The sequence below is a fragment of the Nonomuraea sp. NPDC050478 genome (assembly GCF_044458265.1).
Lineage (GTDB): Bacteria > Actinomycetota > Actinomycetes > Streptosporangiales > Streptosporangiaceae > Nonomuraea > Nonomuraea ferruginea.
Map to the genome: position 1 here is coordinate 153,711 of NZ_JBITHT010000005.1, position 24,541 is coordinate 178,251.

The 24,541-nt window shown below is 72.0% G+C and carries 26 protein-coding genes, 1 tRNA gene and 1 riboswitch; of the genes, 17 read left to right on the top strand and 10 right to left on the bottom strand.

Going from position 1 to position 24,541, the window contains the following annotated elements; translation table 11 throughout:
- Nucleotides 1-15: 15 nt before the first annotated feature.
- A complete protein-coding gene (locus ACIBF7_RS25490; RefSeq protein ID WP_397198330.1) occupies nt 16-1,722 on the bottom strand; it encodes an ABC transporter ATP-binding protein in 1,707 nt (568 codons plus the stop codon).
- 214 nt (nt 1,723-1,936) lie between these two features.
- On the opposite strand from ACIBF7_RS25490, the gene ACIBF7_RS25495 reads away from it, so the two are divergent.
- The 3 genes from ACIBF7_RS25495 (at nt 1,937) to ACIBF7_RS25505 (ending at nt 6,202) form a co-directional block, all read left to right on the top strand.
- On the top strand, nt 1,937-3,313 hold the full coding sequence (locus ACIBF7_RS25495; RefSeq protein ID WP_397198331.1) for a DUF4331 domain-containing protein: 1,377 nt from the start codon (nt 1,937-1,939) through the stop codon (nt 3,311-3,313).
- A 115-nt stretch (nt 3,314-3,428) separates the two neighbouring features.
- Nucleotides 3,429-4,625: a tetratricopeptide repeat protein gene (locus ACIBF7_RS25500; RefSeq protein WP_397198332.1), complete on the top strand. Its 1,197-nt coding sequence runs from the start codon at nt 3,429-3,431 to the stop codon at nt 4,623-4,625.
- Nucleotides 4,622-6,202: a nickel/cobalt transporter gene (locus ACIBF7_RS25505; RefSeq protein ID WP_397198333.1), complete on the top strand. Its 1,581-nt coding sequence runs from the start codon at nt 4,622-4,624 to the stop codon at nt 6,200-6,202. The genes ACIBF7_RS25500 and ACIBF7_RS25505 overlap by 4 nt, the downstream gene beginning before the upstream one ends.
- 12 nt (nt 6,203-6,214) lie before the next feature.
- Here ACIBF7_RS25505 and ACIBF7_RS25510 read toward each other — a convergent pair whose 3' ends face one another.
- From ACIBF7_RS25510 to ACIBF7_RS25525, 4 genes are read right to left on the bottom strand one after another with little or no spacing between them, the layout of a single operon-like run.
- A complete protein-coding gene (locus ACIBF7_RS25510; RefSeq protein ID WP_397198334.1) occupies nt 6,215-6,910 on the bottom strand; it encodes a nucleotidyl transferase AbiEii/AbiGii toxin family protein in 696 nt (231 codons plus the stop codon).
- Entirely contained in the window at nt 6,907-7,224 is a 318-nt protein-coding gene (locus ACIBF7_RS25515; RefSeq protein ID WP_397198335.1) for a hypothetical protein, read from the bottom strand. Before ACIBF7_RS25515 ends, ACIBF7_RS25510 begins: the two co-directional genes overlap by 4 nt.
- A gap of 3 nt (nt 7,225-7,227) precedes the next feature.
- Entirely contained in the window at nt 7,228-7,986 is a 759-nt protein-coding gene (locus tag ACIBF7_RS25520; RefSeq protein WP_397198336.1) for a hypothetical protein, read from the bottom strand.
- A 41-nt stretch (nt 7,987-8,027) separates the two neighbouring features.
- The gene (locus tag ACIBF7_RS25525) at nt 8,028-8,732 is read right to left on the bottom strand and encodes a FadR/GntR family transcriptional regulator (RefSeq protein ID WP_219546595.1); all 705 of its coding nucleotides are present in this window, start codon (nt 8,730-8,732) and stop codon (nt 8,028-8,030) included.
- A gap of 122 nt (nt 8,733-8,854) precedes the next feature.
- Between ACIBF7_RS25525 and ACIBF7_RS25530 the strand changes: the two genes are divergently transcribed.
- From ACIBF7_RS25530 to ACIBF7_RS25560, 7 genes are all read left to right on the top strand, one after another.
- Complete coding sequence (locus ACIBF7_RS25530) at nt 8,855-10,225, top strand: glutamine synthetase family protein (protein ID WP_397198337.1); 1,371 nt, start codon at nt 8,855-8,857, stop codon at nt 10,223-10,225.
- Nucleotides 10,226-10,269: 44 nt separating this feature from the next.
- Nucleotides 10,270-11,562 carry an aldehyde dehydrogenase family protein gene (locus ACIBF7_RS25535; RefSeq protein ID WP_397198583.1) on the top strand — a complete coding sequence of 431 codons (1,293 nt, stop codon included), beginning with the start codon at nt 10,270-10,272 and terminating at the stop codon, nt 11,560-11,562.
- Nucleotides 11,563-11,566: 4 nt separating this feature from the next.
- Nucleotides 11,567-12,331 (top strand): 3-oxoacyl-ACP reductase, encoded by a 765-nt coding sequence (locus tag ACIBF7_RS25540; protein ID WP_148033844.1) that lies wholly within the window; start codon nt 11,567-11,569, stop codon nt 12,329-12,331.
- Nucleotides 12,328-13,056 carry a gamma-glutamyl-gamma-aminobutyrate hydrolase family protein gene (locus ACIBF7_RS25545; protein WP_397198338.1) on the top strand — a complete coding sequence of 243 codons (729 nt, stop codon included), beginning with the start codon at nt 12,328-12,330 and terminating at the stop codon, nt 13,054-13,056. The genes ACIBF7_RS25540 and ACIBF7_RS25545 overlap by 4 nt, the downstream gene beginning before the upstream one ends.
- 17 nt (nt 13,057-13,073) lie before the next feature.
- Nucleotides 13,074-13,171: riboswitch (glycine riboswitch) on the top strand.
- A gap of 130 nt (nt 13,172-13,301) precedes the next feature.
- Nucleotides 13,302-14,393: a glycine cleavage system aminomethyltransferase GcvT gene (gene gcvT, locus ACIBF7_RS25550; protein WP_397198339.1), complete on the top strand. Its 1,092-nt coding sequence runs from the start codon at nt 13,302-13,304 to the stop codon at nt 14,391-14,393.
- Nucleotides 14,390-14,779: a glycine cleavage system protein GcvH gene (gene gcvH / locus ACIBF7_RS25555; RefSeq protein WP_148033847.1), complete on the top strand. Its 390-nt coding sequence runs from the start codon at nt 14,390-14,392 to the stop codon at nt 14,777-14,779. The genes gcvT and gcvH overlap by 4 nt, the downstream gene beginning before the upstream one ends.
- A gap of 56 nt (nt 14,780-14,835) precedes the next feature.
- Entirely contained in the window at nt 14,836-16,212 is a 1,377-nt protein-coding gene (locus ACIBF7_RS25560) for an L-serine ammonia-lyase (RefSeq protein ID WP_148033848.1), read from the top strand.
- Between the two features lie 26 nt (nt 16,213-16,238).
- Here ACIBF7_RS25560 and ACIBF7_RS25565 read toward each other — a convergent pair whose 3' ends face one another.
- Both ACIBF7_RS25565 and ACIBF7_RS25570 read right to left on the bottom strand, forming a co-directional pair.
- Nucleotides 16,239-16,748 carry a hypothetical protein gene (locus ACIBF7_RS25565; RefSeq protein WP_148033849.1) on the bottom strand — a complete coding sequence of 170 codons (510 nt, stop codon included), beginning with the start codon at nt 16,746-16,748 and terminating at the stop codon, nt 16,239-16,241.
- On the bottom strand, nt 16,748-17,347 hold the full coding sequence (locus ACIBF7_RS25570) for a DUF6286 domain-containing protein (protein WP_148033850.1): 600 nt from the start codon (nt 17,345-17,347) through the stop codon (nt 16,748-16,750). The genes ACIBF7_RS25565 and ACIBF7_RS25570 overlap by 1 nt, the downstream gene beginning before the upstream one ends.
- A gap of 138 nt (nt 17,348-17,485) precedes the next feature.
- Between ACIBF7_RS25570 and ACIBF7_RS25575 the strand changes: the two genes are divergently transcribed.
- Nucleotides 17,486-18,676, top strand: a complete 1,191-nt coding sequence (locus tag ACIBF7_RS25575; RefSeq protein ID WP_397198340.1) for an amino acid deaminase/aldolase — start codon at nt 17,486-17,488, stop codon at nt 18,674-18,676.
- 30 nt (nt 18,677-18,706) lie between these two features.
- Here ACIBF7_RS25575 and ACIBF7_RS25580 read toward each other — a convergent pair whose 3' ends face one another.
- Nucleotides 18,707-19,036 carry a DUF3618 domain-containing protein gene (locus ACIBF7_RS25580; RefSeq protein ID WP_148033852.1) on the bottom strand — a complete coding sequence of 110 codons (330 nt, stop codon included), beginning with the start codon at nt 19,034-19,036 and terminating at the stop codon, nt 18,707-18,709.
- 112 nt (nt 19,037-19,148) lie between these two features.
- On the opposite strand from ACIBF7_RS25580, the gene bcp reads away from it, so the two are divergent.
- The 3 genes from bcp to ACIBF7_RS25595 all read left to right on the top strand — a co-directional run bounded on the left by bcp (nt 19,149) and on the right by ACIBF7_RS25595 (nt 20,231).
- The gene (bcp, locus tag ACIBF7_RS25585; protein ID WP_148033853.1) at nt 19,149-19,622 is read left to right on the top strand and encodes a thioredoxin-dependent thiol peroxidase; all 474 of its coding nucleotides are present in this window, start codon (nt 19,149-19,151) and stop codon (nt 19,620-19,622) included.
- 63 nt (nt 19,623-19,685) lie between these two features.
- Entirely contained in the window at nt 19,686-20,168 is a 483-nt protein-coding gene (locus ACIBF7_RS25590; protein ID WP_148033854.1) for an HNH endonuclease signature motif containing protein, read from the top strand.
- Nucleotides 20,159-20,231: transfer RNA gene (locus ACIBF7_RS25595), tRNA-Leu, on the top strand. The genes ACIBF7_RS25590 and ACIBF7_RS25595 overlap by 10 nt, the downstream gene beginning before the upstream one ends.
- A gap of 59 nt (nt 20,232-20,290) precedes the next feature.
- Here the strand turns inward: ACIBF7_RS25595 and ACIBF7_RS25600 are convergent.
- Together ACIBF7_RS25600 and ACIBF7_RS25605 are read right to left on the bottom strand one after the other, a co-directional pair.
- A complete protein-coding gene (locus ACIBF7_RS25600; RefSeq protein ID WP_397198341.1) occupies nt 20,291-21,244 on the bottom strand; it encodes a 2-hydroxyacid dehydrogenase in 954 nt (317 codons plus the stop codon).
- 63 nt (nt 21,245-21,307) lie between these two features.
- Nucleotides 21,308-21,706 (bottom strand): hypothetical protein, encoded by a 399-nt coding sequence (locus tag ACIBF7_RS25605; protein WP_397198342.1) that lies wholly within the window; start codon nt 21,704-21,706, stop codon nt 21,308-21,310.
- Nucleotides 21,707-21,852: 146 nt separating this feature from the next.
- Between ACIBF7_RS25605 and ACIBF7_RS25610 the strand changes: the two genes are divergently transcribed.
- The 3 genes from ACIBF7_RS25610 to ACIBF7_RS25620 all read left to right on the top strand — a co-directional run bounded on the left by ACIBF7_RS25610 (nt 21,853) and on the right by ACIBF7_RS25620 (nt 24,541).
- Nucleotides 21,853-23,019 (top strand): sensor histidine kinase, encoded by a 1,167-nt coding sequence (locus ACIBF7_RS25610; RefSeq protein ID WP_148033857.1) that lies wholly within the window; start codon nt 21,853-21,855, stop codon nt 23,017-23,019.
- A 19-nt stretch (nt 23,020-23,038) separates the two neighbouring features.
- Complete coding sequence (locus ACIBF7_RS25615) at nt 23,039-23,689, top strand: response regulator transcription factor (protein ID WP_222709198.1); 651 nt, start codon at nt 23,039-23,041, stop codon at nt 23,687-23,689.
- A gap of 108 nt (nt 23,690-23,797) precedes the next feature.
- Nucleotides 23,798-24,541, top strand: a complete 744-nt coding sequence (locus tag ACIBF7_RS25620) for an ABC transporter ATP-binding protein (RefSeq protein WP_148033858.1) — start codon at nt 23,798-23,800, stop codon at nt 24,539-24,541.

Below are 24,541 nucleotides of genomic sequence, written 5' to 3' on the forward strand. Positions count from 1 at the left end.
GAAGAGTACAACGCGCTAGCTCACGAGGAACTGGGTGGCCGCCAGCTCGCGGTAGAGCTCGTCGGCCCTCACCAGCTCGTCGTGGGTGCCGATGGCCCGCACGCCGCCGCTCTCCATGAGGACGATCCGGTCGGCGTTGGTCACCGTCGACAGCCGGTGGGCGATGACCAGCACGGTCGTCTCGGCGGCGACCTCGGCGATGACCTCGCGCAGCCGCAGCTCGTTGACCGCGTCGAGCTGCGAGGTCGCCTCGTCGAGCAGCAGCAGCCTGGGCTTGCGCAGCAGCGCCCTGGCGATGGCGACGCGTTGCCGCTCGCCGCCCGACAGCAGCACGCCCCGGTGCCCGACCGCGGTGTCGAGGCCGTCGGGCAGCCTGGCCACCAGGTCGTCCAGGCGGGTGCGGACGATCGCGCGGCGCAGCTCGTCCTCGGTGGCGTCAGGGGCGGCGAACAGCAGGTTCTCCTTGAGCGTGCCGGCCAGCACCGGCGCGTCCTGCTCGACGTAGCCGAGCGCGGCCCGCAGCTCGCCGAGCGACCAGTCGCGGATGTCCCTGCCGTCCAGCGAGATGACCCCGCCCTGGTGCTCGTAGAAGCGTTCGAGCAGGGCGAAGACGGTGGACTTGCCCGCGCCCGACGGGCCGACGAGCGCGGTGAGACCGCTGGGCGGCACCTCGAAGCTGACCCCGTCGTGCACGATCGGCCGGTCGTCGCCGTACCGGAAGACCACGCCGTCGAAGCGCACGCCGAGCGGGCGGTCGCCGGTGCCGGCCGGCACGCCGACGGGCTCGCCGGGCAGGTCCTCGACCTCCTTGATGCGCTTCATCGCGGCCAGGCCCTGCTGGAGCTGGACCGCGCCCTCGACGAGCTGGCCGATCGGCGCCACCAGGTAGAACAGGTAGAGCAGGAAGGCGATCAGCGAGGAGACCTCCAGCGCGCCGGAGGCGACCCTGGCCCCGCCGACGCCGAGCACGCCGAGGAAGGCGATCTGCACGGCCATCCAGGTCGACACCCCGGCCAGCGAGGTCCACCCGGCCACCTGGAGGCCCCGGTCGCGGGCCCGCTCCGCGGCGCCGCCCACGACGGCGATCTCGCGCTCCTCGGCGCCGCTGGCCTTGACCGTGCGGTAGGCCTGCAGCGCCCGGTCGAGCACCGCGCCCATCTCGCCCACGGCCTCCTGGGCGTCCTTCTGCGCCCGCATGATGCGCGGCATCACCAGGCCGGTCAGCCCGCCGATCACGACCACCACGAGCAGCGTGACCAGCAGCAGCGTGCCGTCCATGGCGGCCATCAGGACGATGGCGCCGACCAGCATGAACACGGCGCTGACGGAGTCGACGACGCCGTTGGTGAGCACCGCGCGCAGCAGCGTCGTGTCGCCGGTGACGCGGGAGAGCAGGTCGCCGGGCTTGAGCCGGTCGACGTCGGCCACCCGCAGCCGCAGGATGCGGTCGACCAGGCGGCGGCGGGCGCCCAGCACGACGCTCTCACCGGTGCGCTCCATCAGGTAGGAGCCGGCGGCCGACACCACGGCGCCGACCAGGACGGCGACGGTGAGGCCGATGAGCGGCCCGGCCATCGACCCGTTCTCGCCGAACGCGTCCACCACGTACTTGGCGAGCAGCGGCATGGCGAGGCCCGCCGCCGAGCCGATCAGGCCCAGCACCCCGCCCGCCACCAGGATCCACCGGTGCGGGCGCAAGTAGGCCAGTAAGTCCTTGATCACCGAATCTCCTTCCAGGGCGTTCGCCCTCTCAACGAACGGGCGCGCGCGTTCCGCACCCGTCAACCTAAATTGACTCCTTTGGTATGTCAACTTCGGTTGACGACTCCTCCTTGAGGATGAGAGCGACATCCGCCCGCCCCCGTCACGCGAATAGGGCGCGAGGAACCCGGCCGGAACCTCGTCATCGATCAGCACCTTTCCGAAAGGACCGACCATGGAGCACCGGATCGACCGGCGCGCCCTCATCGGACTCGGCGTCGCGGTGGCCCTGACGGCCTCCTCGCTCGCGATGTTCCGTACGGACTCCGGCACGGCCTCCTCGCACCGCGAGGCGCCCGCCGTCATCGGCGACCCGCTCAACGACAACACCGACGTGTACGCGTTCGTCAGCCCGGACAAGCCCGACACCGTGACCCTGCTGTCGAACTGGATCCCGTTCCAGGAGCCGCAGGGCGGGCCGAACTTCTACCCGTTCGACACCCGGTCGCGCTACAACATCAAGATCGACAACGACGGCGACGCCAAGCCCGACATCACCTACCAGTGGACCTTCCGCAACGAGGACCGGCGCGGCAACGCCACCTTCCTCTACAACAACGGACCGGTCACCTCGCTCGACGACCAGAACCTGCTCTTCCGCCAGCGCTACACACTCAGGCGCATCACCGAGAACGGCAGCAGCACGCTCGTCTCCAACGGCATCGTCGCGCCGAGCAACGTCGGCCCCGCGTCCATGCCGAACTACGGCGCCCTGCGCTCCCAGGCGATCACCGACCTGAAGGGCGGCGGCAAGACCCTCGCCGGCCAGTCGGACGAGGCGTTCTTCCTCGACCTGCGCGTCTTCGACCTGCTGTACGGGGGCGACCTGTCCGAGGTGGGCCGGGACACGCTCAAGGGCTACAACGTCAACACGCTCGGCCTGCAGGTGCCGAAGGAGGACCTCGCGCTCAAGGGCGACCCGAAGCGCAACCCGGTCGTCGGCGTCTGGTCCACCACCGACAAGCACAACGGCGGCAAGTTCGTCCAGGTCTCCCGCCTGGGCAACCCGCTGGTCAACGAGGTGGTGTCCCCCGCCGGGCTGAAGGACGCCTTCAACGCGCTGCCGCCCGCCAAGGACGCCGACGTGGCGGCCCTGGTCAAGCGGGTCACCGACCCCGAGGTGGCCAGGCTGCTCGCGTCCATCTACGGCATCAAGGCGCCCGCCACCCCGCGCAAGGATCTCGTCCAGATCTTCCTGACCGGGATCGCCAAGGGCAACGGGCCGATCGCGGCCGACCTGAACGCGCAGTCGCTGAACAAGGACGCGGGCAAGCTCCGCCCGGCCGAGATGCTCAGGCTCAACATGTCGATCCCGCCCAGCAAGGACCCGAACAGGCTGGGCGTGCTCGGCGGTGACCTGCAGGGCTTCCCCAACGGCCGCCGGCTCGCCGACGACGTGGTGGACATCGAGCTGCAGGCCGTCGCGGGCGCCGCGCAGTCCGGCAAGCTCATCCCCGCCCTGACCGACAAGGTGGACATGAACGACAAGCCGTTCGGCGGCACGTTCCCGTACATCCCGCTCCCCAGCAACGCCTCGGTCAACCAGCGCTGACCCCCGCCCGGCCGACCTTCTCCCGGTGGCGGGCCCCCTCCCGCCCCGCCGCCCCAGGACCGGTCGGCCGCTCCGGCGGCCGGCCGGTTGCTTCTCACGACTCCGGAGCCCTTCGATGCGTTCACTACTCCTGCTGGCAGGTCTCGTCCTGACCGGCGCGCTGCTGTTCACCGTCTTCGGCGTCGCCGCCGCACCGGCCGGCGCGCCGGCGCCCGCGGCCGGGCGGGAAACCCTGCAGGACCGGCTCAAGCGGCTGCCGGACGATCACCGAGGCTGGGCCCAGCTCGGCGTCCAGTACGTCGACCAGGCCAGGATCAGCGGCGACCCGTCGTACTACACCAAGGCGGAAGGCGCGCTCGACACCGCCGCCCGGCTCAGCCCGCGCGACGACGCCGTCCTGACCGGCCAGGCCACGCTCGCCGCCGGTCGCCACGAGTTCGCCGAGGCCGAGCGGCTGGCCGAGCGGGCGCTCGACGCCAACGCCTACAGCGCGGCCGCGTACGGGGTGCTCGCCGACGCCCGCGTCCAGCTCGGCGACCTGCGCGGCGCGCGGGAGGCGGTCGAGCGGATGCTGGACCTGCGGCCCGGCGTCGCGTCCTTCGCCCGCGCCTCGTACGCGGCCGAGCTGCGCGGAGACCTCGACGGCGCGCGCCGCTACCTCGAGTACGCCCACGAGGACGCGCGCGTCCCCGCCGATCTCGCCTACGCCCGCCACCAGCTCGGCGAGCTGGCCCTGCACACCCACGACTTCGGGACGGCCGACCGGTGGTACGCCAGGGCGCTGGAGGCCGACCCCGGCTACACGCCCGCCCTCGCCGGCCGGGCCAGGGCCGCCGCGCTCGGCGGCCGGCTGGACGAGGCGCTCACCCGGTACGAGGGCGTGGTCCGGCGGCTGCCGCTGCCCCAGTACCTGATCGAGCAGGGCGAGGTGCGGCTCAAGGCGGGCCTGCCCGCCGACTGGACGCTGCTGGACGCCCAGCGCGACCTGCTCTCCAGGACGGGCGTCCGCGACGACCTGACGTGGGCCGAGTTCGAGGCCGACCACGGTGACCCCGACGAGGCGGTGCGGCACGCCCGCGCCGAGTACGCCCGCAACCCCGGCCTGATCGCCGCCGACGCGCTCGGCTGGGCGCTGTTCAAGGCCGACCGGCCGCGCGAGGCGCTGCGGTACGCGAAACAGGCCACCTCGACCGGCTGGCGGCATCCCGTCCTCCGCTACCACCGCGCCGAGATCGAACGATCCCTCGGCCGCGACGTCCCCCTCGACCCCCGCTTCGACCCGGAGCTGGCCACCCTGGCGAGGTTCTCATGACCGACCCCGAGCTCACCCCCCTCACCGAAGCCCCCTCCCACCCCACGAAATCGGCCGCCACTCCCGACCAGGTCCGTAACGCCGCCCGCACACCGAACCGGACCCACCCCGCAGAACGGGCCGACCTCCCGGAAGACGCCCGTCACGCCGCCTCGCGCAGGATCTGGTGGCGGTTGGGGGTCTTGCTGCTCGGGCTGGTGCCGGTGTTCCTGAGCGTGCCGGCGCGGGCCGCCGCCGCGCATCCGCTGGGGAACTTCACGGTCAACCACTACAACGGGCTGACCGTCTCCGGCGGGCAGGTTGCGAACCTGGCCGTGGTGGACCTGGCCGAACTGCCCACGCTGCAGGCCAGGACGGAGGTGGACGCCACGTACGCCTCCCGCCGCTGCGCCGCCCTCGCCGCCGCCCAGCGGCTGACGGTGGGCGGCGCGGCCGTGCCTTGGCGGGTGGTACGGGCCGGGCACGCGTACACGCCGGGCCAGGGCGGGCTCAGGACCAGCCGCCTGACCTGCGCCCTGGTGGCGGAGACCGCCGTGTCCGGGGCGGTGACGTTCACCGACGGCTTCGAGCAGGACCGGATCGGCTGGCGTGAGATCACCGCGACCGGCGCAGGGGTCCGGCTCGCCGACGCCACCGTGCCCGAGTCCAGCGTGAGCGGAGAACTGCGCAGGTACCCGGACGACCTGCTGACGTCACCGCTGGACCAGCGGACGGCCTCGTTCACCGTCTCACGGCTCGGCGCAGGGACCGGGACCCCCGCGTCCGGGACCCCCGGCCTCTCCGTCGGCGGACCCGTCGGCCAGGCGCTCGACGCGCTGGACCGGACGTTCACCGGGCTCGTCGGCGCCGACTCGCTGACCGTGCCGCTCGGGCTGCTGGCGCTGGGCCTGGCGGTGGTGCTGGGGGCCGGGCACGCGCTGATCCCCGGGCACGGCAAGACCGTCATGGCCGCCTACCTGGCAGGGCGTCGCGGACGGCCCAGGGACGCGCTCGTCGTGGGCGCCACGGTGACGGCCACCCACACGGTGGGGGTGCTGGCGGTGGGGCTCGCGCTGAGCGTCTTCACGGCCCTGGCCGGCGAGTCGGTGCTGGCCTGGCTGGGGGTGGCCGGCGGCGTGCTGATCGCCGCCATCGGCCTCCGCCTGATCCACACCGCCCGCCGCTCCCGGAACGCCCGTGCCGTCGGCCACGGGCACGGCCATGGACACGGGCACGGGCACGGGCACGGGCACGGGCACGGGCACGGGCACGGGCATCGGAGTGGTGGGCTGGTGGGGCTGGGGGTGGCCGGTGGGCTGGTGCCGAGCCCGTCGGCGCTGGTCGTGCTGCTGGGCGCGGTCGCGCTGGGCCGGACCTGGTTCGGGGTGGCGCTGGTGACCGCCTACGGGGTCGGCATGGCCGCCACCCTGACCGTCACCGGCCTGCTGCTGGTCAAGCTGGTCGACCGGCTGGAGGCGCGGGCGTCGGCGGGCCGCCGGCTCGCCGTCCGCCTGTCGGGCGCGGCCCCGCTGGGCACGGCCGTGATGGTGGTGCTCCTCGGCGCCGGCCTGGCCCTCCGCTCAGCCGTGACGCTGTGACCACCCGATGTCTCAGTCGACCCCGGGCAGATCGGAGACGTCGTACTCGGCATCACCGTCGTCGGCCCGCCGCATCTTGATGTCGTCCGCCCACGCCGCGGTCAGCCTCCGGATGTCTCGCACCCGATCCGCGGTCACCCCATAGGCCGCGAACTCCTCGTCGGCGATGAACTCCACGAACTCCAGCCGCATGACGAGCTCGGGAAGTGAGAAGTCCTCCGCGTGCAGGCCGCCCAAACGCTCCAGATCTCTGAAGGAGTAGAGGTGGGCCACCGCGGCGATGTCGACGACATCGCGGGCCAGGCTGCGTTCGTACAGTGCCCGCATCTTCAGGCCCACGGCGTCGTCGAGCGCGACGACCCGCAGTTCGCCGCACACGCTGGGCTGCTGCTGGAGCGCCTCCCGGAGGAGGTCCACCTCACAGTGCTCCTCCGTCGAGGGATCCTTGAGGAGCAGTCGCCCGTACCGGGGTGTCACCTCCAGCACGGACACCTCCAGACCGGCGGCGCGGAGCGCCCGGGCGATCCCCTCCGCCACCTCCGGCAGCGGCGTGTCCGCACTGGTGGCGAAGTCCAGGTCGGTGCTCGGCCGGTCCATGAATCCGTGCGCCCGCATCGCGTGCCCGCCCGCGAGCAGCAGATGGAAGCGCTCGCATGCCGGCAGCACCATTCCCAGCACCCGTTCCTGGAACGGCGGGAAGCGGATCACGGGAGCATGCCCAGGGCCAGCTTGTGCTCCCAGGCCCGGCGGTGGCCCGGGCCGAGCCCTTTCCTGAGCAGCGGCCAGTCGGTGGTCAGATGGCGCGCGTTGAGGTATCTCTCCGCGTCCACGCGCCCGCCGCCCGTGATCACCATGCGGTACATCGACAGCCTCAGGCGCAGATCGGCCAGGTCGTACTCGCGGGGGCCCGACCATGACAGGTGGGGCGGCAGCGCCACCTTGCCGTCCACGGGTCCGCGCAGGTCCGTGAGCGAGTCGGGGATCTGGGCCAGCAGCCCGTCAGACCTGGAGGGAAGCGCCATGGCTCAAGTATGGCGGCGCAGACGGCGGGTGGAAGGCAGGTCGTGGCGGCCCGAGAGGAACTCCTGGAAGGCGATCTTGGCCCGGATCGCCGGCCGGCGCCAGCGTTCCTCCCGGTGGATGGCCTTGGCCATCTTGCGCGGCGAGCGCCCGACGAAGAACCAGTGGGCCCACGGCGACCCAGGCCGGGCCAGCCGCACCGCGCCCACCAGCAGCAGAAAGGGGAGGAACAGCCCTGCCATGCCGGTCCAGATCTTCCCCTTGAGCAGGGTGATCACGGCCAGCACCAGGTTGCCCAGGATCAGCGCCGCCGGGTCGACCAGCGGCGGGCCGAAGTCCCAGCTGAGCGGCCGCAGCCCGATGAGCAGCAGCCCGGTGACCGCCACGGCGATGAACACCGCGTCCACCGAGGTGCGCCCCTCCTCCTCCCAGTAGACGTCGTGCAGGTGGAGGATCAGCGCGAACTCGTCGAGCACCAGGGCCGACCCGACCCCGAACACCGACGCCGCGACCGCGTACCCCACCTGCGACGCACCGGAGACGACCATCCCCGCCACCCCGCCGACCAGCATGAGCACGACCCCGAACACCACGTGGTGGATGTGCATCTCGCCCACGTTGACGTTGCGGAACCAGCCGACCTTGGCCCTGATCAGCCGTACGTTGATGCGGGTGGCGATGAACGCCACGATGAGCGCGACGAAGAAACAGAACAGCGGCAGCCGTCCCGTCGCGATGATGCTTCCGTGAAACCATTTCTCCATGACCGTGAACCGACTCTACGAGCCTGTGGGCAGTGGTGCGGTCAGGAGAGGAATCCGCGCAGCAGGGCGGCCGTTCCCTCAAGGTGTTCGCTCATGGCGCGGCCGGCCCCCTCGGGGTCGCCCGCCAGGATGGCCGCCACGATCGCCCGGTGCTGCGCGGCCGCGTGGTCGAGGTTGACCTGGAGCATGGGGATGGCGTTGAGCAGGTCGCTCACCCGCAGGCGGGCGTCGGCGCAGGCGGACGCGAGCAGCGCGGACCCGGTCAGCTCGGCGATCGACAGGTGGAAGGCGGTGTCGAGGCGGCGGTAGTCCTCCAGCGACGCGCCGTCCAGGTCGGCCAGCCTGCGCCTGAGCGTGTCGCGCTGCCCGCCGGTCAGCTCCATCCCGGCCAGCGCCTGGGCGGCGCCGCACTCGACGGCCAGGCGGAAGGTGAGCGCGTCCGCCAGGTCGTCGGTGCCCATGTCGGCGACCGCCTTGCGCAGGTCGGCCGGTCCCGGCCGGGGCGGCACGTAGGTGACGAACGCGCCGCCGTAACGGCCGCGCCGCACGTCGAGGTAGCCGGCGTCTTGCAGGGCGCGGATGGCCTCGCGCAGCGTCACCCTGCTGATGCCGAGCTGGACGGCCAGCTCGCGCTCGGGCGGGAGCTTGTCCCCCGGCGCCACCACGCCCAGCTTGATCGCCTGCAGGAGCCGTTCGACGGTCTCCTCGAAGGCGTTTCCGGCTCTCACGGGGCGCAGCACCGTCATCAAACGCGCCGACTCGTCCAACGTGTCCTCAGGTCTTGACAAGCGATCCCGCCATACACATCAATGGTCTGAGACTAGCCCAATCAACGGGAAACCGCCTCCTGCGAGATCGGAGCCAGCACGTGAGCGAGCGGTCCAGTCATGGCTTCCTCACCGTCGACGAGCTACGGCAGGAGGTCGCGGCGGGCCTGGTCGACACGGTGCTGCTGGCCATCGCCGACATGCAGGGCCGCCTCCAGGGCAAGCGCCTGTCCGCGCGCTACTTCCTCGACGAGGTGCTGCACCACGGCTCCGAGGGGTGCAACTACCTGCTCGCCGTCGACGTCGACATGAACACGGTCGGCGGATACGCGATGTCGTCCTGGGATCGCGGGTACGGGGACTTCGTGATGCGGCCCGACCTGTCGACGCTGCGGCGGGTGCCCTGGCAGGAGGGCACCGCCCTGGTCATGGCCGACCTCACCTGGGAGGACGGCGGCGAGGTGACCGCCTCGCCGCGCCAGATCCTCCGCCGCCAGCTCGCCCGGCTCCAGGAGCGCGGCCTGCGCGCCTGCGTCGGCACCGAGCTGGAGTTCGTCGTCTACGAGGACTCGTACGAGGGAGCCTGGAACCGCGCCTACCGCGACCTGACCCCCGCCAACCTCTACAACGTCGACTACTCGCTGCTCGGCACCGCCCGCGTCGAGCCGCTGCTGCGCCGCATCCGGCGCGACATGGAGGGCGCGGGCCTGTACGTGGAGTCCGCCAAGGGCGAGTGCAACCTGGGCCAGCACGAGATCACCTTCCGCTACGCCGAGGCGCTGGTCACCTGCGACAACCACGCCGTCTACAAGAACGGCGCCAAGGAGATCGCCGCCCAGGAGGGCAGGTCGATCACCTTCATGGCCAAGCCGAACGACCGCGAGGGCAACTCCTGCCACATCCACATCTCGCTGCGCGGAGCGGACGGCGAGCTGGTGATGGCGGGCGACGGGCCGCACGGGCTCTCGCCGCTGGGGCAGCGGTTCATCGCCGGTCAGCTCGCCTGCCTGCGCGAGCTCACCCTCCTGTACGCGCCCAACATCAACTCCTACAAGCGGTTCGTGCCCGGCAGCTTCGCGCCCACGGCCGTCAAGTGGGGCGTCGACAACCGCACCTGCGCGCTGCGCCTGGTCGGCCACGGCCCCTCGCTGCGGGTGGAGAACCGGGTGCCGGGCGGCGACGTGAACCCGTACCTCGCCGTGGCCGCGCTGGTCGCGGCCGGCCTGCACGGCATCGACGGGGAGCTGGAGCTGGAGGAGGCGTTCGAGGGCAACGCCTACACCTCCGGCGCCGAGACCGTGCCCCACACCCTGCGCGACGCGCTGGCCCTGTTCGAGGGTTCCAAACTGGCCGGGGAGGAGTTCGGGGAGGACGTGGTGGCCCACTACGCGAACAACGCGCGGGTCGAGCTGGCGGCCTTCGACGCGGCGGTGACCGACTGGGAGATGTTCCGGGGATTCGAGCGCCTGTGAAGATCATCAATCCGGCGACGGAGCAGGTCGTGGCCGAGGTCGAGATGGCCGGGGCCGCCGCGGTCGACGAGGCCGTGGCCAGGGCCGTGAAGGCCTACCGGGAGTGGCGCGAGGTGGCGCCGGGCGACCGGGCGCGGCTGCTGCGCGGCTTCGCCGACCTGGTCGACGCGCACGCCGAGGAGCTGGCGATGCTGGAGGTGGCCAATGCCGGCCACCCCGTCGGCAACGCCCGCTGGGAGGCGGCCGCCGTCCGCGACGTGCTCCACTACTACTCCGGCGCTCCCGAGCGCAACCACGGCAGGCAGATCCCGGTGCCCGGCGGCGTGGACGTCACGTTCCAGGAGCCGCTGGGCGTGGTGGGCGTGATCGTGCCGTGGAACTTCCCGATGCTGATCATGTCGTGGGGCGTCGCTCCGGCCCTCGCGGCGGGCAACACGGTCATCGTCAAGCCCGCCGAGCAGACCCCGCTGACCGCGCTGCGGCTGGCCGAGCTGGCCTTGGCGGCGGGCCTGCCCGAGGGGGTGCTCCAGGTCCTGCCCGGGGTGGGAGAGGTCGCGGGCGCCCGGCTGGTCGAGCACCCCGGCGTCGCCAAGATCGTGTTCACCGGCTCGACCGAGGTGGGCAAGGAGATCGCGGCCAAGGCCGCCGCCCACGTCAAGCGGCTCACGCTGGAGCTCGGCGGCAAGTCGGCCAACATCGTCTTCGCCGACGCCGACGTCGCCAAGGCCGCCGCCGCCGCCCCGTACGCGGTCTTCGACAACAGCGGTCAAGACTGCTGCGCCCGCTCGCGCGTGCTGGTGCAGGAGAGCGTGTACGACGAGTTCCTGGAGCGGTTGTCGGAGGCGGTGCGCGGGCTGCGCGTCGGCGACCCGCTCGACCCCGCCACCGAGATGGGCCCGCTGATCAGCCCCGAGCACCTGGAGCGGGTCCGCGGCTTCGTCGCCGACCCGTACCTGCAGGGCTCGTGCCCGCAGGGCCGCGGCTACTGGTTCCCTCCGACGGTGCTGACCTCGAACGTCACCGACCGGGCGTTCACCGAGGAGATCTTCGGGCCTGTCGTGTCCGTGGTGCCGTTCGCCGGCGAGGCCGACGCGGTCCGCATCGCCAACGACACCCGTTACGGCCTGTCCGGCTCCATCTGGACCCGCGACATCGGCCGGGCGCTGCGGGTGGCCCGCGCGGTCGAGTCCGGCGCGCTCTCGGTCAACTCCAACTCCTCGGTCCGCTACTGGACCCCGTTCGGCGGCTTCAAGGAGTCAGGGCTCGGCCGCGAGCTGGGCCCCGACGCGCTCGCCGCCTTCACCGAGACCAAGAACGTCTTCATCTCAACGGAGTAGCCCTATGCAGCGTTTGCTGGACCGCGTGGCCGTCATCACCGGAGCGGGCAGCGGCATCGGCCTGGCCACCGCGCACCGGTTCGCCGAGGAGGGCGCCAAGGTCGTCTGCGTCGACATCGACGAGGAGGCGGGCGCCAAGGCCGCCACCGAGGTCGGCGGCCTGTTCGTCAAGGCCGACGTGACCAGCGAGGACGACGTGGCGCGGATGTACGAGACCGCGTTCGAGACCTACGGGAGCGTGGACGTCGCGTTCAACAACGCGGGCATCTCGCCGCCCGACGACGACTCCATCCTGGAGACCGGCATCGACGCCTGGCGCCGGGTCCAGGAGGTCAACCTGACCAGCGTCTACCTGTGCTGCAGGCACGCCATCGGCTACATGCGCCGCCAGGGCAAGGGCTCGATCATCAACACCGCCTCGTTCGTGGCCGTCATGGGGTCGGCGACCTCGCAGATCTCCTACACCGCTTCCAAGGGCGGGGTGCTGGCCATGTCGCGCGAGCTGGGGGTGCAGTTCGCCCGCGAGGGCATCCGGGTCAACGCGCTGTGCCCGGGGCCGGTCAACACGCCGCTGCTCCAGGAGCTGTTCGCCAAGGACCCCGAGCGGGCGCAGCGGCGGCTGGTGCACGTGCCGCTCGGCCGCTTCGCCGAGGCGTCGGAGATCGCGGCCGCGGCCGCCTTCCTGGCCAGCGACGACGCGTCGTTCATCACGGCGTCGCAGTTCCTGGTCGACGGGGGGATCTCCGGCGCGTACGTGACGCCGCTGTGAGCCGGCCCGTCATCGGTGTCAGCACCTACGTCGAACCCGCCCGGTTCACGGTGTGGGACCTGCCCGTGGCGCTGCTGCCGTACATGTACGTGGAGCAGGTGACGCGGGCGGGCGGGCAGCCGGTGCTCATCCCGCCGGCGGGCGATCCGGCGGCGCTGGTGACCCGGCTGGACGGGCTGATCCTGGCGGGCGGCGGGGACATCGACCCGGACCGGTACGGCGCGTCACCCCACCCCCACACCGACTACATCCGGAAATTTCGTGACACCGCCGAGTTCGCCCTGATGACCGCGGCCCTCGAAGCCCGGACCCCCTTCCTGGGCGTCTGCCGGGGTCTCCAGGTCCTCAACATCGCCCTGGGCGGCACCCTCCACCAGCACCTCCCTGACGTCGTCGGCCACACCGGCCACTCCCCCGCCCCCGGCCGGTTCGGCCCCCTCCCCGTGCGCCCCGCCGCCGGCAGCAAGCTCGCCAAGATCCTCGGCGGCGCCCCGGTCACCGTGCCCCACTACCACCACCAGGCCGTCGACCGCCTGGGCACGGGCCTGACAGTGACGGCCACCTCCGGGGACGGCACGATCGAGGCCGTGGAACTCGACTCCCACCCGTTCGCCGTCGCCGTCCAGTGGCACCCGGAGGCCGCCGACGACTGCGCGCTCTTCGAAGCCCTGGTCGCGCACGCCGCGGAGTTCGCGGACGCGACAATTCACCCCGAAGGCCATTAGGCTTGCCACATCACCGTCGAAGCCGTGCGGGAGAGCGCCCTGACAGCCGGTCGGGGCCCCTGAAGGAGCAAGCCCTCCCCGCGAACCTCTCAAGGCAAAGGACCGTACGGCCGAGGTGTCCTCTGGAAAGCAGGTCCGCGCGACCTCGCCGAAGGTGAAAGTCCGGAAAAAAGCCGGGTGAAGCTCTCAGGCACCGACGACAGAGGGGGAGGATCCCGGCATCCGATCCTGTCCTGAGGTGCGACATGTCACGACCGACGCCGCTGAGAGACGTGCACGAGTCTCTCGGCGCCACCCTGACCGACTTCGCCGGCTGGCTCATGCCGCTGCGCTACGGCAGCGAGTCCGCGGAGCACAACGCGGTCCGCCAGGCGGCCGGGCTCTTCGACCTGTCGCACATGGGGGAGATCTTCCTCACCGGCCCGCAGGCGGCGGACGCCCTGGACTACGCCCTGGTGGGACACCTGTCGGCGCTGGCGACCGGGCGGGCGCGCTACACGATGATCGTCGACGAGCGCGGCGGGGTGCTGGACGACCTCATCGTCTACCGGCTCGGCGACGAGGAGTTCATGGTCGTGGCCAACGCCTCGAACGCGGGCAAGGTCGCGGACGAGCTGATGACCCGCGCCAAGGCGTACGACGCGCGGGTCGAGGACCGCTCCGACGAGTACGCCCTCATCGCCGTCCAGGGCCCGCGCTCCCAGGAGATCCTCGCCACCCTCACCGACGCCGACCTGGCCGGGCTCAAGTACTACACCGGCCTGCCCGGCAGGGTCGACGGGCGGGAGGCGCTCATCGCCCGCACCGGCTACACCGGCGAGGACGGCTTCGAGCTGTTCGTGGCCGTCCAGGACGCGGTGCCGCTGTGGCACGCGCTGACCGCCGCCGGCGAACCGTACGGGCTGAAGCCGGCCGGGCTGTCCAGCCGTGACACGCTCCGCCTGGAGGCGGGCATGCCGCTGTACGGCAACGAGCTGAGCGCGGAGCTGACCCCGTTCGACGCGGGGATGGGCAGGGTGGTGAAATTCGACAAGCCGGGCGACTTCGTGGGCAGGTCGGCGCTGGAGGCGGTCAAGGACACCCCGCCGCGGCGCCGCCTGACCGGGCTGGTCGCGCGCGGCCGCCGGGTGCCCCGCCACGGATACCCGGTGACCAAGGACGGTGCCGTCGTCGGCGAGGTCACCAGCGGCGCGCCCTCACAGACGCTGGGCAAGCCCATCGCGCTGGCCTACGTCGACACCGGCATCGACGCCGGCGAAGGTCTGGCCGTCGACATCAGGGGCAGGCAAGAACCCGTGGACGTGGTCGAGCTGCCCTTCTACAGGAGGAACAAGTGAGCAACATCCCTGACGACCTGAGCTACACCAAGGAGCACGAGTGGATCTCCGGCCTGGAGGACGGCCTGGTCGCCACGATCGGCATCACGGCCTTCGCCGCCGAGGCCCTCGGTGACGTGGTCTACGTGCAGCTCCCGGAGGTCGGCTCGACCGTGGAAGCCGGGGACTCGATCGGCGAGGTCGAGTCCACCAAGTCCGTGAGCGAGATCTACACGCCTGTCGGCGGCGAGGTGGTCGAGGTCAACCAGACCCTGGTGGACGACCCGTCGCTGGCCAACAGCGACCCGTACGGCGAGGGCTGGATGTTCAAGGTGCGCGCCGACGGCGACGCCGCCGACCTGCTCTCCGCCGAGGAGTACGCCGCCCTCACCTCGGGCGAGTCCTGACCCACCCGCCGGGGCCCGGCACCGGGCCCCGGCCCCGCGCGTGAAAGGCGCCATCAATGGCGATCAGCGTCTTCGACCTCTTCAAGATCGGGATCGGCCCGTCCAGCTCCCACACCGGCGGCCCGATGGCCGCCGCCCACCGGTTCGCGCGCGGCCTGCACCAGGACGGGCTGCTCGGCCGTACGGCGCGCGTCGAGGCCATCCTGTACGGCTCCCTCGGCCTGACCGGCAAGGGCCACGGCAGCGACAAGGCCGTCCTGCTGGGCCTGTCGGGCGAGAAGCCCGAGCTGGTGGACGTCGACACCGTGGACGAGCGGCTGGCCGCGATGCGCGAGTCCGGCACGGTCCGGCTGTTCGGCGAGCGGGAGATCCCGTTCGTGATCGGCGAGGACCTGGTGTTCGAGCGGAAGATCTCGCTGCCGGAGCACCCGAACGGCATGCGCTTCACCGCCTACGACGAGGCGGGCGGGAGCCTGCGAGAGAAGGTGTACTTCTCGGTCGGCGGCGGCTTCGTGGTCGACGAGACCGCCACCGGCGCCGGCCGCATCAAGCCGGACGACACGGTCCTGCCCTACCCGTTCACCACCGGCGAGGAGCTGCTCAAGCACTGCTCGGCCACCGGCCTGTCGATCTCCGGGCTGATGCTGGAGAACGAGAAGGCGTTCGGCCTCGGCGAGGACGAGATCCGCGCCCGCGTCCTCGACCTCTGGCGGGTCATGACGGAGTGCGTGCGGCGGGGCATCGCCAAGGAAGGCGTGCTGCCCGGCGGGCTCAAGGTCAAGCGCCGCGCCCACCAGCTGCACCGCCGCCTGCAGGCCGAGTCCGCCGAGAAGGACCCGCTGCAGGCGATGGACTGGGTGTCGCTGTTCGCCCTGGCCGTCAACGAGGAGAACGCCGCCGGGGGCCGCATCGTCACCGCCCCCACCAACGGCGCGGCCGGCATCATCCCCGCCGTGCTCACGTACTACTCCCGCTTCACCCCGAACGCCGACGACGACGGCGTGATCCGCTTCCTGCTGACGGCGGCGGCGATCGGCGTGCTGTTCAAGGAGAACGCGTCCATCTCCGGCGCCGAGGTCGGCTGTCAGGGCGAGGTCGGCTCGGCCTGCTCGATGGCCTCGGCGGGGCTCACCGAGGTCCTCGGCGGCACCCCCGAGCAGGTGGAGAACGCCGCCGAGATCGGCATCGAGCACAACCTGGGCCTGACCTGCGACCCGATCGGCGGCCTGGTGCAGATCCCGTGCATCGAGCGGAACGCGGTCGCCTCCATCAAGGCCATCACCGCGGCCCGCATCGCGCTGCGCGGCGACGGCCGCCACCACGTGTCGCTCGACAAGGCCATCAAGACCATGCGCGACACCGGCAGGGACATGCTCGACAAGTACAAGGAGACCTCGCGCGGCGGCCTCGCCGTGAACGTCATCGAGTGCTGAGACGCTAATCCCAGGCGGCGTGAGGTCTAGCGACGGACGTGGATGCGGACCACCGCGCCCAGCTCGTCGTCGCGGACCTCACGCCGGATGCGGCCGACGATCTCCCGGTCCAGCTTGCCCACCACCGCGCCCACGTCCGCCCCCGGCGGGCAGGAGAGCGAGATCCGCAGCCGGGCCGTGCCTTCCAGCTCGCCGAGCACCCGCACCGCCGCCCGCGACAGCCCTTCCACGTCCTTGAGGCCCACGCAGAGCATCGCCGTGCCCGTGCCGGACCGCGTCCCGAACCGGCCCCAGCCGAGGCTCAGCAGCAGCCACCGGAGCGTCACCAGCGCGAGCACCACCAGCACCAGGGCCACCAGCCACGGCACCCACGGCTGCCCGCTCAGGGCGTCGGCGGTGCGCTCCGGCAGCACCCTGGCCCGCGGCGACAGCCCGCGCAGCTGGCCCTGGCCGCGCAGCCAGGCGAAGCCGCCGGCGATCAGCAGCACCGCGCCCACCACGGCCAGCCCCAGGCGGTTGCCTCCGTACTGCCGCATCACAGCCCCTTCCTGCGCAGCCGCACCACGACCTCACCCGTGCCGAGCGTGCCCAACCCCGCCAGCCGGTCGCCCACCGCGGTGCCCACCTGCCTGAGCATCGCGCCCGACGACTCGGGGCCGGTCACCACGGTGACCTCGATGCGCCGCCTGCGCAGCCGTACCCTGACCCGGTCCACCCCGTCGGCCTGCCGCGCGACCTCGCGCAGCGTGCGGCGCAGGCCGGAGCGGGTGATGCCGATGACGATCAGCGGGTCCGTGGTCTCCACGGGTACGAGCCTGCACCGGCCCGGCAGCACCGCCAGCAGGAGCAGGCCCACGCCCAGGCCCGCGACCCCCAGCGCGGGCGCCGACAGATCCTTCCAGGACGACGCGGACGCCAGCGCGGCGGCCTCGTCGATCGGCACCAGGCCCAGCGGCCGGGCCCACAGGCCCGCGACGATCTCCGCGGCGAGGAGCCCGAGCCCGGCGGTCAGCAGCGCCGCCACGGCCACACCGGCGGGCGTTCTGGCCGGCCGGAGCACCCGGCGGGATCTGCGGACCGGGGAGTCGCGCACCGTGGCGGAGGTACCGGGCAGAAGCTGCTGGAGCGTGGTCATCACAACCATCAGAGGTACACGGGCGAGGCTCCCGCTCGACCGTGTCCCCGCCGCCCGTTTGCAGGATCATTACGGGCCACGCGATCAATGCGAACCAGCCTCATGTTCAATTGCCGGTTATGCCGTTACGCTGCCGGTATGGACGACCGCCAGCGCTACGACCGTGCCACCGCCGCGCTCGAGCCGCCGTTCGCCATCCTCGACCTGGCCGCGATGCGCGCCAACGCCGCGAGCATGGTGCGCCGGGCCGCGGGCAAGCCGATCAGGGTGGCCACCAAATCACTCCGATCCCGGCCGGTGCTGGAGCGGGTGCTGGCCATCGAGGGCTTCCGCGGCCTGATGGCGTTCACCCTCCCCGAGGCGCTCTGGCTCGCGTCCCGAGGCCGCACCGACATCCTCGTCGCCTACCCCACCGCCGACCGGCAGGCCCTCGCCGCCCTGGCCGCGGACGCCGACGCCGCCCGGCACATCACGATCACCGTCGACTCGGCCGACCACCTCGCCTACCTGGACCAGGCGCTCTCCGGAGTCCACCCCCGGCACGAGATCCGGCTCTGCCTCGACATCGACGCCGGCTTCGTCGCCCTCGGCGGCCGGTTCAGGGCCGGCGCGCTGCGCTCCCCCGTCCGCGACGCCGACCAGGCCGCCCGCCTGGCCGCCGACATCGCCAAACGCCCCGGCTACCGGCTGGCCGGACTGCTCGCGTACGAGGCCCAGATCGCCGGCGTCGGCGACGCCCCCCAGAGCGCCGCCTACGGCCGCGTCGTGCGGCTCATGCAGACCCTCTCGGCCAGAGAGCTCGTGATGCGCCGCGGCCGCATCGTCAACGCCGTCCGCCAGGTCGCCGACCTCGAGTTCGTCAACGGCGGCGGCACCGGCTCCATCGAACGCACCGTACGCGAGAAGGCCGTCACCGAGGTCGCCGCCGGATCCGGGCTCTTCCACCCGAGGTTGTTCGACTTCTACCGCGGCTTCACCGGCCACCCCGCCGCGATGTTCGCGCTCCCCGTCGTGCGCCGTCCCTCACCTGACACCGTGACCGTGCTCGGCGGCGGCTACATCGCCTCCGGCCCTCCGGGGACCGGCCGCGCGCCCCAGCCGTACCTGCCCGCCGGCCTGCGCTACAGCCGCGACGAGGGCGCGGGCGAGGTGCAGACCCCCCTCACCGGCCAGGCCGCCGAGGACCTGCGCGTCGGCGACCGCGTCTGGTTCAGGCACGCCAAGGCGGGCGAGCTGTGCGAGCGCTTCGACACCCTCCACCTCGTCGACGGCGACACCGTCGTGGAATCCGTGCCGACCTACCGCGGCGAGGGCAGGACGTTCCTCTGACCGCTTACCGCCGCCGTGTTCCTTTGACCGCTACCGGCGCCTGCGCCGCCGCCACAGCACCACGGCCGCCCCCAGCACCAGCACCGCGCCCACCCCGATCAGCACCGGGGCCAGATCCGGCGGCTCCTCGTCCCACAGCCGCTCGGGGTCCTGCCCCAGCTCCACCGGCCGCGGCGACATGCCCAGCGCGTCACTCACCTGCGCCACCAGGTTGCCCGCCCTGGTCTTCACGTCCGCCACCGTGCGCTCGGCGACCCGCTTCGGGCTCACCCGGTCGGCGATGGCATCCACCGTCTGCGCCAACTCCGCGCGCGTCCGCGCGATCCGCCGCTCCAGCTCATCAGGATCGGTGTCAGCCATGACTCTCCTTCCGGCGCGCTCCTGCTCGTGACGATCAGTCTGTCAGGTCATCACCCCGGACGGCACGCCAGCCCGGCCGGTAGGTTCTCCAGGAGAACCACGGGAGGACCTGATGACCGAATCCAAGCTCGCGCCCGGCGACGCCGCGCCCGAGTTCACGCTGCCCACCTCCGACGGCGGCAGCGTCTCTCTCGCCGACCACCGCGGCAAGCGCGTGATCCTCTACTTCTACCCCGCCGCCATGACACCCGGCTGCACCAAACAGGCCTGCGACTTCCGCGACAACCTCGGCCGGCTCACCGACGAGGGCTACGTCGTCCTCGGCGTCTCCAAGGACAAGCCCGCCAAACTCGCCAAGTTCGCCGAACGCGACGCCCTGACCTTCCCGCTCCTGTCGGACCCCGAGCTGGAGATCCACAAGGCGTACGGCGCGTTCGGGCTGAAGAAGCTGTACGGCAAGGAGGTCGAGGGCGTCATCCGCTCCACCTTCGTCATCGACCCCGCCGGAAAGATCGAACAGGCGCTGTACAACGTGCGAGCCACCGGCCACGTCGCAAGCCTCAAGAAGAAACTCGGCCTTTCCTGACCAGAAGGACTTCGCTCGTCCGCAAACACTGAAACTGTCGGCCGGCTTTTCTAGCTTTACGACATGGCCGCTTATCAGAAGTACACGCGAGAGATGCTCGCCGAGGCGGCGGCGACTTCTCTCAGCGTTGCCGACGTGCTCCGCCGCCTCGGCATCAGATGGACCGGCGGCAGTCATGCACACATCAGCCGCCGCTTGAAGCACTTCGCCATCGACACCTCCCATTTCGTGGGGAGGGCGCACGGCAAGGGCAGGAGATCTCCCACTCTGCGCCCCTATCAGGAGATCCTCGTCCTCCGCCCGCCGGCGTCCATCCGAGAGAAGGCGCCCGCGCTGCGCCGGGCGTTGCGGGAAGCCGGGCTGCCCTACGCCTGCGCAGGCTGTAGGATTGACGGCACGTGGCAGGGAAAGCCGCTCACTCTCCATGTCGACCACATCAACGGTGACTGGCTCGACAATCGACAGGAGAATTTGCGATTCCTCTGTCCGAATTGCCATTCTCAGACCGCCAACTTCGCGGGCAAGGGAAAGGCGAAGGGGCCGTAGCCCAATGGCAGAGGCACAGTCTTTAGGTGGCTGGCAGTGTGGGTTCGAATCCCATCGGCCCTACATTTTCCTTCATTCTCGCCGGCAGATCGTGCTCCCTGCGTGGCGATTTCTGCTGTAGATCACGAGACCGTGTTGGCCGGTCGTTCACCGCGGGCGTACTGGGCTATCTGAGCGGCGGCCACCTGCCAGGCGCGGGCGTCCGCCTGGGGGACGTCGCCTGCCACGTGCGGGGTGATGAGGACCCCGGGGGTGTGCCAGAGGGGGTGGTCCGGGGGCAGGGGTTCGGGGTCGGTGACGTCGAGGATGGCGCGCAGGCGGCCGGTGCGGGTCTCGGCGAGCAGGGCCTGGGTGTCGACGACGGGGCCGCGGGCCGCGTTGAGGAGGATGGCGCCGTCCTTCATGGCCGCGAGGAAGTCCTTGTCGGCGAGGTGGTGGGTGTCGGGGGTGAGGGGCAGCATGAGGGCGACCACGTCCTGGGCGGGCAGGAGGGCCGGCAGGTCGGCCATGGTGACGACGCCGGGGCGGGGGTGGCGGGCCATCATCGTGATGTGCGGGCCGAACGGCTCCAGGCGGGCGCGGAGCTGGACGCCGAGGTCGCCGGCGCCGAGGATGAGCACCCGCTTGTCCCAGAGCGTCTCGGCGACGTGCGGGTTCCAGCGGGCGGCGGCCTGGTCGGCGGCGAAGGCGGGCAGGTCGCGGGCGACGGCCAGCAGGGTGGCGGCGGCCCATTCGGCGACGGCGGGGCCGTGGGCGCCGCGCGCGTTCGACAGGGTGACGTGGGCGGGCAGGCGGCCGGTCCAGTTGTCGGTGCCGGCGCTGAGCGTCTGCACGAGCCGAAGCGCGGGCAGCCGGTCGACGAGGGCGAGCACGCGGTCCACCGGGCGGGAGGGGATGACCATGACCTCGGCCGCCTCGGCGCCTTCCGGCGGTTCGTCGCGCACGTCGTACAGGAGCGCGGTGACCCCGTCGACGGCGGCGAGCGCGTCGAGGCCGCGCGGCTCGGGCACGAGGGCGATGAGGGGCTGGGTGGACGCTCCGGACTGGGCGGGCGTGATGGGCTCTTGTGTCGGCATGGTGTTCCCGGGGTTCGGCTGCCACGGGTTCATTCCCCGTATCGGATCGGAGAACCTGGGGATCTAGCCGACGCGCGTCGGGAGGGGCGCCGGTTGGAGGTCGCAGATGACGCGGCCCTCGATGCGGAGGCAGACCGGTGGGCGCTCGCCGGGCCGCTGCCAGGAGTCCGCCGGGCCGGGGCGGGCCCAGAGGGCGCCGGTCAGGGCGACGGCGCCGCCGCCGATGAGGCCGCCCACGACGAGGCCGGCGAGCCCGGCGCCGACGACCTGGGTCTGCTTGCGGCGCAGGAAGTCGCGGAGGGTGGGCTTGGCGGGCGGTGCGGGCAGGGGGCCCCAGCCGGGGCCGGAGTACGGGCCCGGCCCGAGCTCACCGTAAGGCGTGGGGCGGGTGTCCCGGCGGTTCGGGTCGCGCGGTGGTTCCTCTTCACCGCGCGACCCGGCGTCACGATCATGATCCGCCATCACGATCTCCCTTTACTCGCCCCGGAGGGCGCTCCCGGGAACTAGATTGCCGCAGCACCCGTAAGCGTGGCGTAAGACCTGGGTTGTACGCGTACTTCCCCCTCAAGGCTGAGCCGAGTGGTTGGCGGCATCCGTATCGTGAGGATGTGTTCGGCAAGGTGAGGGCGTGGTCGGCGCGCCGCGGGAGGCTGATGGACGCCCTCCGGGTGGCGCCCGTCGCGGTGCTGTGCCTGCTGCCGGCGGTCCCGCAGGTGTTCTACGAGCCCGGCGGGGTGACCGGCTACGTCTTCTTGACGCTGGTGCTGCTGGCGCCGCTGTTCGTGTGGTGGCGGCGGCCGGTGGCGGCGTTCGCGGGTGTCGCGCTGGTGAGCTTCGGCCAGTGGGCGGCGAGCGTGGACGTGCTGCCGGCCAACTTCGTGGTGCTGGTGGCGCTCTGGGCGGTGGCCGCGCGGAGCTCGTTCCGGTGGGCGCTGGCCGCCCTGCTGGTGGCCGAGCTGGGGGTGTTCCTGGCGCTGGTGCGGTGGGACACGCCCACGCTGGGCATGTTCACGACCGGTTCGATCCTCGTGGTGACGGTCTGGCTGGCCGGGCTGTACGCGAGCACGCGCAGGCGTTACCTGGAGAGCCTGGAGGAGCGGGCCAGACGGGCGGAGCTGGAGCGCGACCAGCGGGCGAAGATGGCAGCGGCGGCCGAGCGGGCGCGGATCGCCAGGGAGCTGCACGACGTGGTGGCCCACCATGTGAGCGTCATGGTGGTGCAGGCCGACGGCGCGGGTTACGCGATCGCCTCCGACCCGGAGCAGGCCCGGCTGGCGGTGCGGACGATCTCCCGTACCGGACGGGAGGCCCTGGCGGAGATGCGCAGGCTGGTGGGCGTGCTCAGGGAGGACGAGGGCGCGGGCGGCGGCACCGACTACACGCCGCAGCCGGGTCTGGCGCAGTTGGAGGACCTGGTGCGCGGGGCGGGCGTGCCGGCCACGCTGCGGGTCACGGGCACGCCGGGCGAGCTGCCGGAGGGGGTGCAGCTCGCCGTCTACCGCATCGTCCAGGAGGCGCTGACGAACGCGCTCAAGCACGGCGGCCCGGACGCGCGCGCCCTGGTGGAGCTGGATTGCCGCGGCTCCGAGCTGGTGGTGCGGGTGACCGATGACGGCAGGGGGGCGGCGGCGCCGCTCGCCTCCGGCGGCCACGGGCTGGTGGGGATGCGGGAGCGGGTCGGCATGTACGGCGGCGAGGTCACGGCGGGGCCGCGGCCGGGTGGCGGCTTCGAGGTGCTGGCCAGGCTGCCGGTGCCGCGGGTCAGGGCGGCTTAGGGAGGTCGGGGTGGACCAGGTGATCCGGGTGATGCTGGTGGACGACCAGGAGCTGCTGCGGGCCGGGTTCCGCATGGTGCTGGGCGCGCAGCCCGACATCGAGGTGGTCGCCGAGGCGGGCGACGGGCTGCGGGCGGTGGAGCTGCTGCGGTCCGTCGAGGTGGACGTGGTGCTCATGGACGTGCGCATGCCGCGCATGGACGGGGTGGAGGCGATCGGCCACATCAGGGGGCCGAAGGTGCTCATTCTGACGACGTTCGACCTGGACGAGTACGCGTTCGCGGCCATCAGGGCGGGGGCCTCGGGCTTCCTGCTGAAGGACGTGCCGCCGGCGGAGCTGGTGAGCGCGATCCGTTCGGTGCACGCGGGTGACGCGGTGGTGTCGCCGCGCACGCTGAAGCGGATGCTCGACCGGTTCGCCGTCCACCTGCCGTCGGAGGCGCCGGCCGCGGCGGCGGAGCTGACGCCGCGCGAGCGTGAGGTGCTGCTGATGGTGGCGCGGGGGCGCTCCAACCTGGAGATCGCCGCCGAGCTGGAGGTGGCGGAGGCCACGGTGAAGACGCATCTGGGGCGGGTGCTGGCCAAGCTGGGGTTGCGGGACCGGGCGCAGGTCGTGGTGTACGCGTACGAGGCGGGCCTGATCGTGCCGTCGCATCGGCCGAACGGCTGAGTGGGGTCGTCTGGCGTCGCAGGAGAAGTCCCTCCTCAGGGCCCATGGATCACGAAATTTCTGGCCATAGCGTGAGTCGCGTTCTTCAGATCCCGACGAGGAGTGGACGTGACTTTCACGAAGACCCGGCACCCCGCCGTGGTGGCCGGGGCGCTGACCAAGGTGTACGGCGAGGGCGACGCCCGGGTGCACGCGCTGCGCGAGGTGGACGTGTCCTTCGGCACCGGCGCCTTCACGGCCATCATGGGCCCGTCGGGCTCGGGCAAGTCCACGCTGATGCACTGCCTGGCGGGCCTCGACACGGCCACCTCCGGCACCGTGCGCGTCGGCGAGGTGGAGCTGACCGGGCTCAGTGACAAGCGGCTCACGCTGCTGCGCAGGGAGCGGATCGGCTTCGTCTTCCAGGCGTTCAACCTGCTGCCCACGCTGAGCGCCGAGGAGAACATCCTGCTGCCGCTGCGGATCGCCGACCGCCGGCCCGACCAGGTGCTGTACGACCGGGTGATCGACACCGTGGGGCTGCGCGACCGGCTGGGGCACCGGCCGGCGGAGCTGTCCGGCGGCCAGCAGCAGCGGGTCGCGGTGGCCAGGGCACTGATCAGCAAGCCGCAGGTGATCTTCGCGGACGAGCCGACGGGCAACCTGGACTCGCGCAGCGGCGCGGAGGTGCTGTCGTTCCTGCGCACGTCGGTGCGCGAGCTGGGGCAGACGATCGTCATGGTGACGCACGACCCGATGGCGGCCTCGTACGCCGACCGGGCGGTGTTCCTGCGTGACGGCCGGCTGGTGGACGAGCTGTCCGCGCCCACGCCGCAGACGGTGCTGGACACGCTGATGAAGCTGGAGGCGTGA

Coding starts and splice junctions, on each gene's coding strand:
- ACIBF7_RS25590 (WP_148033854.1), top strand. CDS start 19,686: ATGGCCGCTTATCAGAAGTACACGCGAGAGATGCTCGCCGAGGCGGCG.
- ACIBF7_RS25575 (WP_397198340.1), top strand. CDS start 17,486: ATGGACGACCGCCAGCGCTACGACCGTGCCACCGCCGCGCTCGAGCCG.
- ACIBF7_RS25495 (WP_397198331.1), top strand. CDS start 1,937: ATGGAGCACCGGATCGACCGGCGCGCCCTCATCGGACTCGGCGTCGCG.
- ACIBF7_RS25580 (WP_148033852.1), bottom strand. CDS start 19,036: ATGGCTGACACCGATCCTGATGAGCTGGAGCGGCGGATCGCGCGGACG.
- gcvT (WP_397198339.1), top strand. CDS start 13,302: ATGTCACGACCGACGCCGCTGAGAGACGTGCACGAGTCTCTCGGCGCC.
- ACIBF7_RS25505 (WP_397198333.1), top strand. CDS start 4,622: ATGACCGACCCCGAGCTCACCCCCCTCACCGAAGCCCCCTCCCACCCC.
- ACIBF7_RS25560 (WP_148033848.1), top strand. CDS start 14,836: ATGGCGATCAGCGTCTTCGACCTCTTCAAGATCGGGATCGGCCCGTCC.
- ACIBF7_RS25605 (WP_397198342.1), bottom strand. CDS start 21,706: ATGGCGGATCATGATCGTGACGCCGGGTCGCGCGGTGAAGAGGAACCA.
- ACIBF7_RS25525 (WP_219546595.1), bottom strand. CDS start 8,732: ATGACGGTGCTGCGCCCCGTGAGAGCCGGAAACGCCTTCGAGGAGACC.
- ACIBF7_RS25535 (WP_397198583.1), top strand. CDS start 10,270: ATGGCCGGGGCCGCCGCGGTCGACGAGGCCGTGGCCAGGGCCGTGAAG.
- bcp (WP_148033853.1), top strand. CDS start 19,149: ATGACCGAATCCAAGCTCGCGCCCGGCGACGCCGCGCCCGAGTTCACG.
- ACIBF7_RS25500 (WP_397198332.1), top strand. CDS start 3,429: ATGCGTTCACTACTCCTGCTGGCAGGTCTCGTCCTGACCGGCGCGCTG.
- ACIBF7_RS25570 (WP_148033850.1), bottom strand. CDS start 17,347: ATGACCACGCTCCAGCAGCTTCTGCCCGGTACCTCCGCCACGGTGCGC.
- ACIBF7_RS25520 (WP_397198336.1), bottom strand. CDS start 7,986: ATGGAGAAATGGTTTCACGGAAGCATCATCGCGACGGGACGGCTGCCG.
- ACIBF7_RS25565 (WP_148033849.1), bottom strand. CDS start 16,748: ATGCGGCAGTACGGAGGCAACCGCCTGGGGCTGGCCGTGGTGGGCGCG.
- ACIBF7_RS25515 (WP_397198335.1), bottom strand. CDS start 7,224: ATGGCGCTTCCCTCCAGGTCTGACGGGCTGCTGGCCCAGATCCCCGAC.
- ACIBF7_RS25600 (WP_397198341.1), bottom strand. CDS start 21,244: ATGCCGACACAAGAGCCCATCACGCCCGCCCAGTCCGGAGCGTCCACC.
- ACIBF7_RS25540 (WP_148033844.1), top strand. CDS start 11,567: ATGCAGCGTTTGCTGGACCGCGTGGCCGTCATCACCGGAGCGGGCAGC.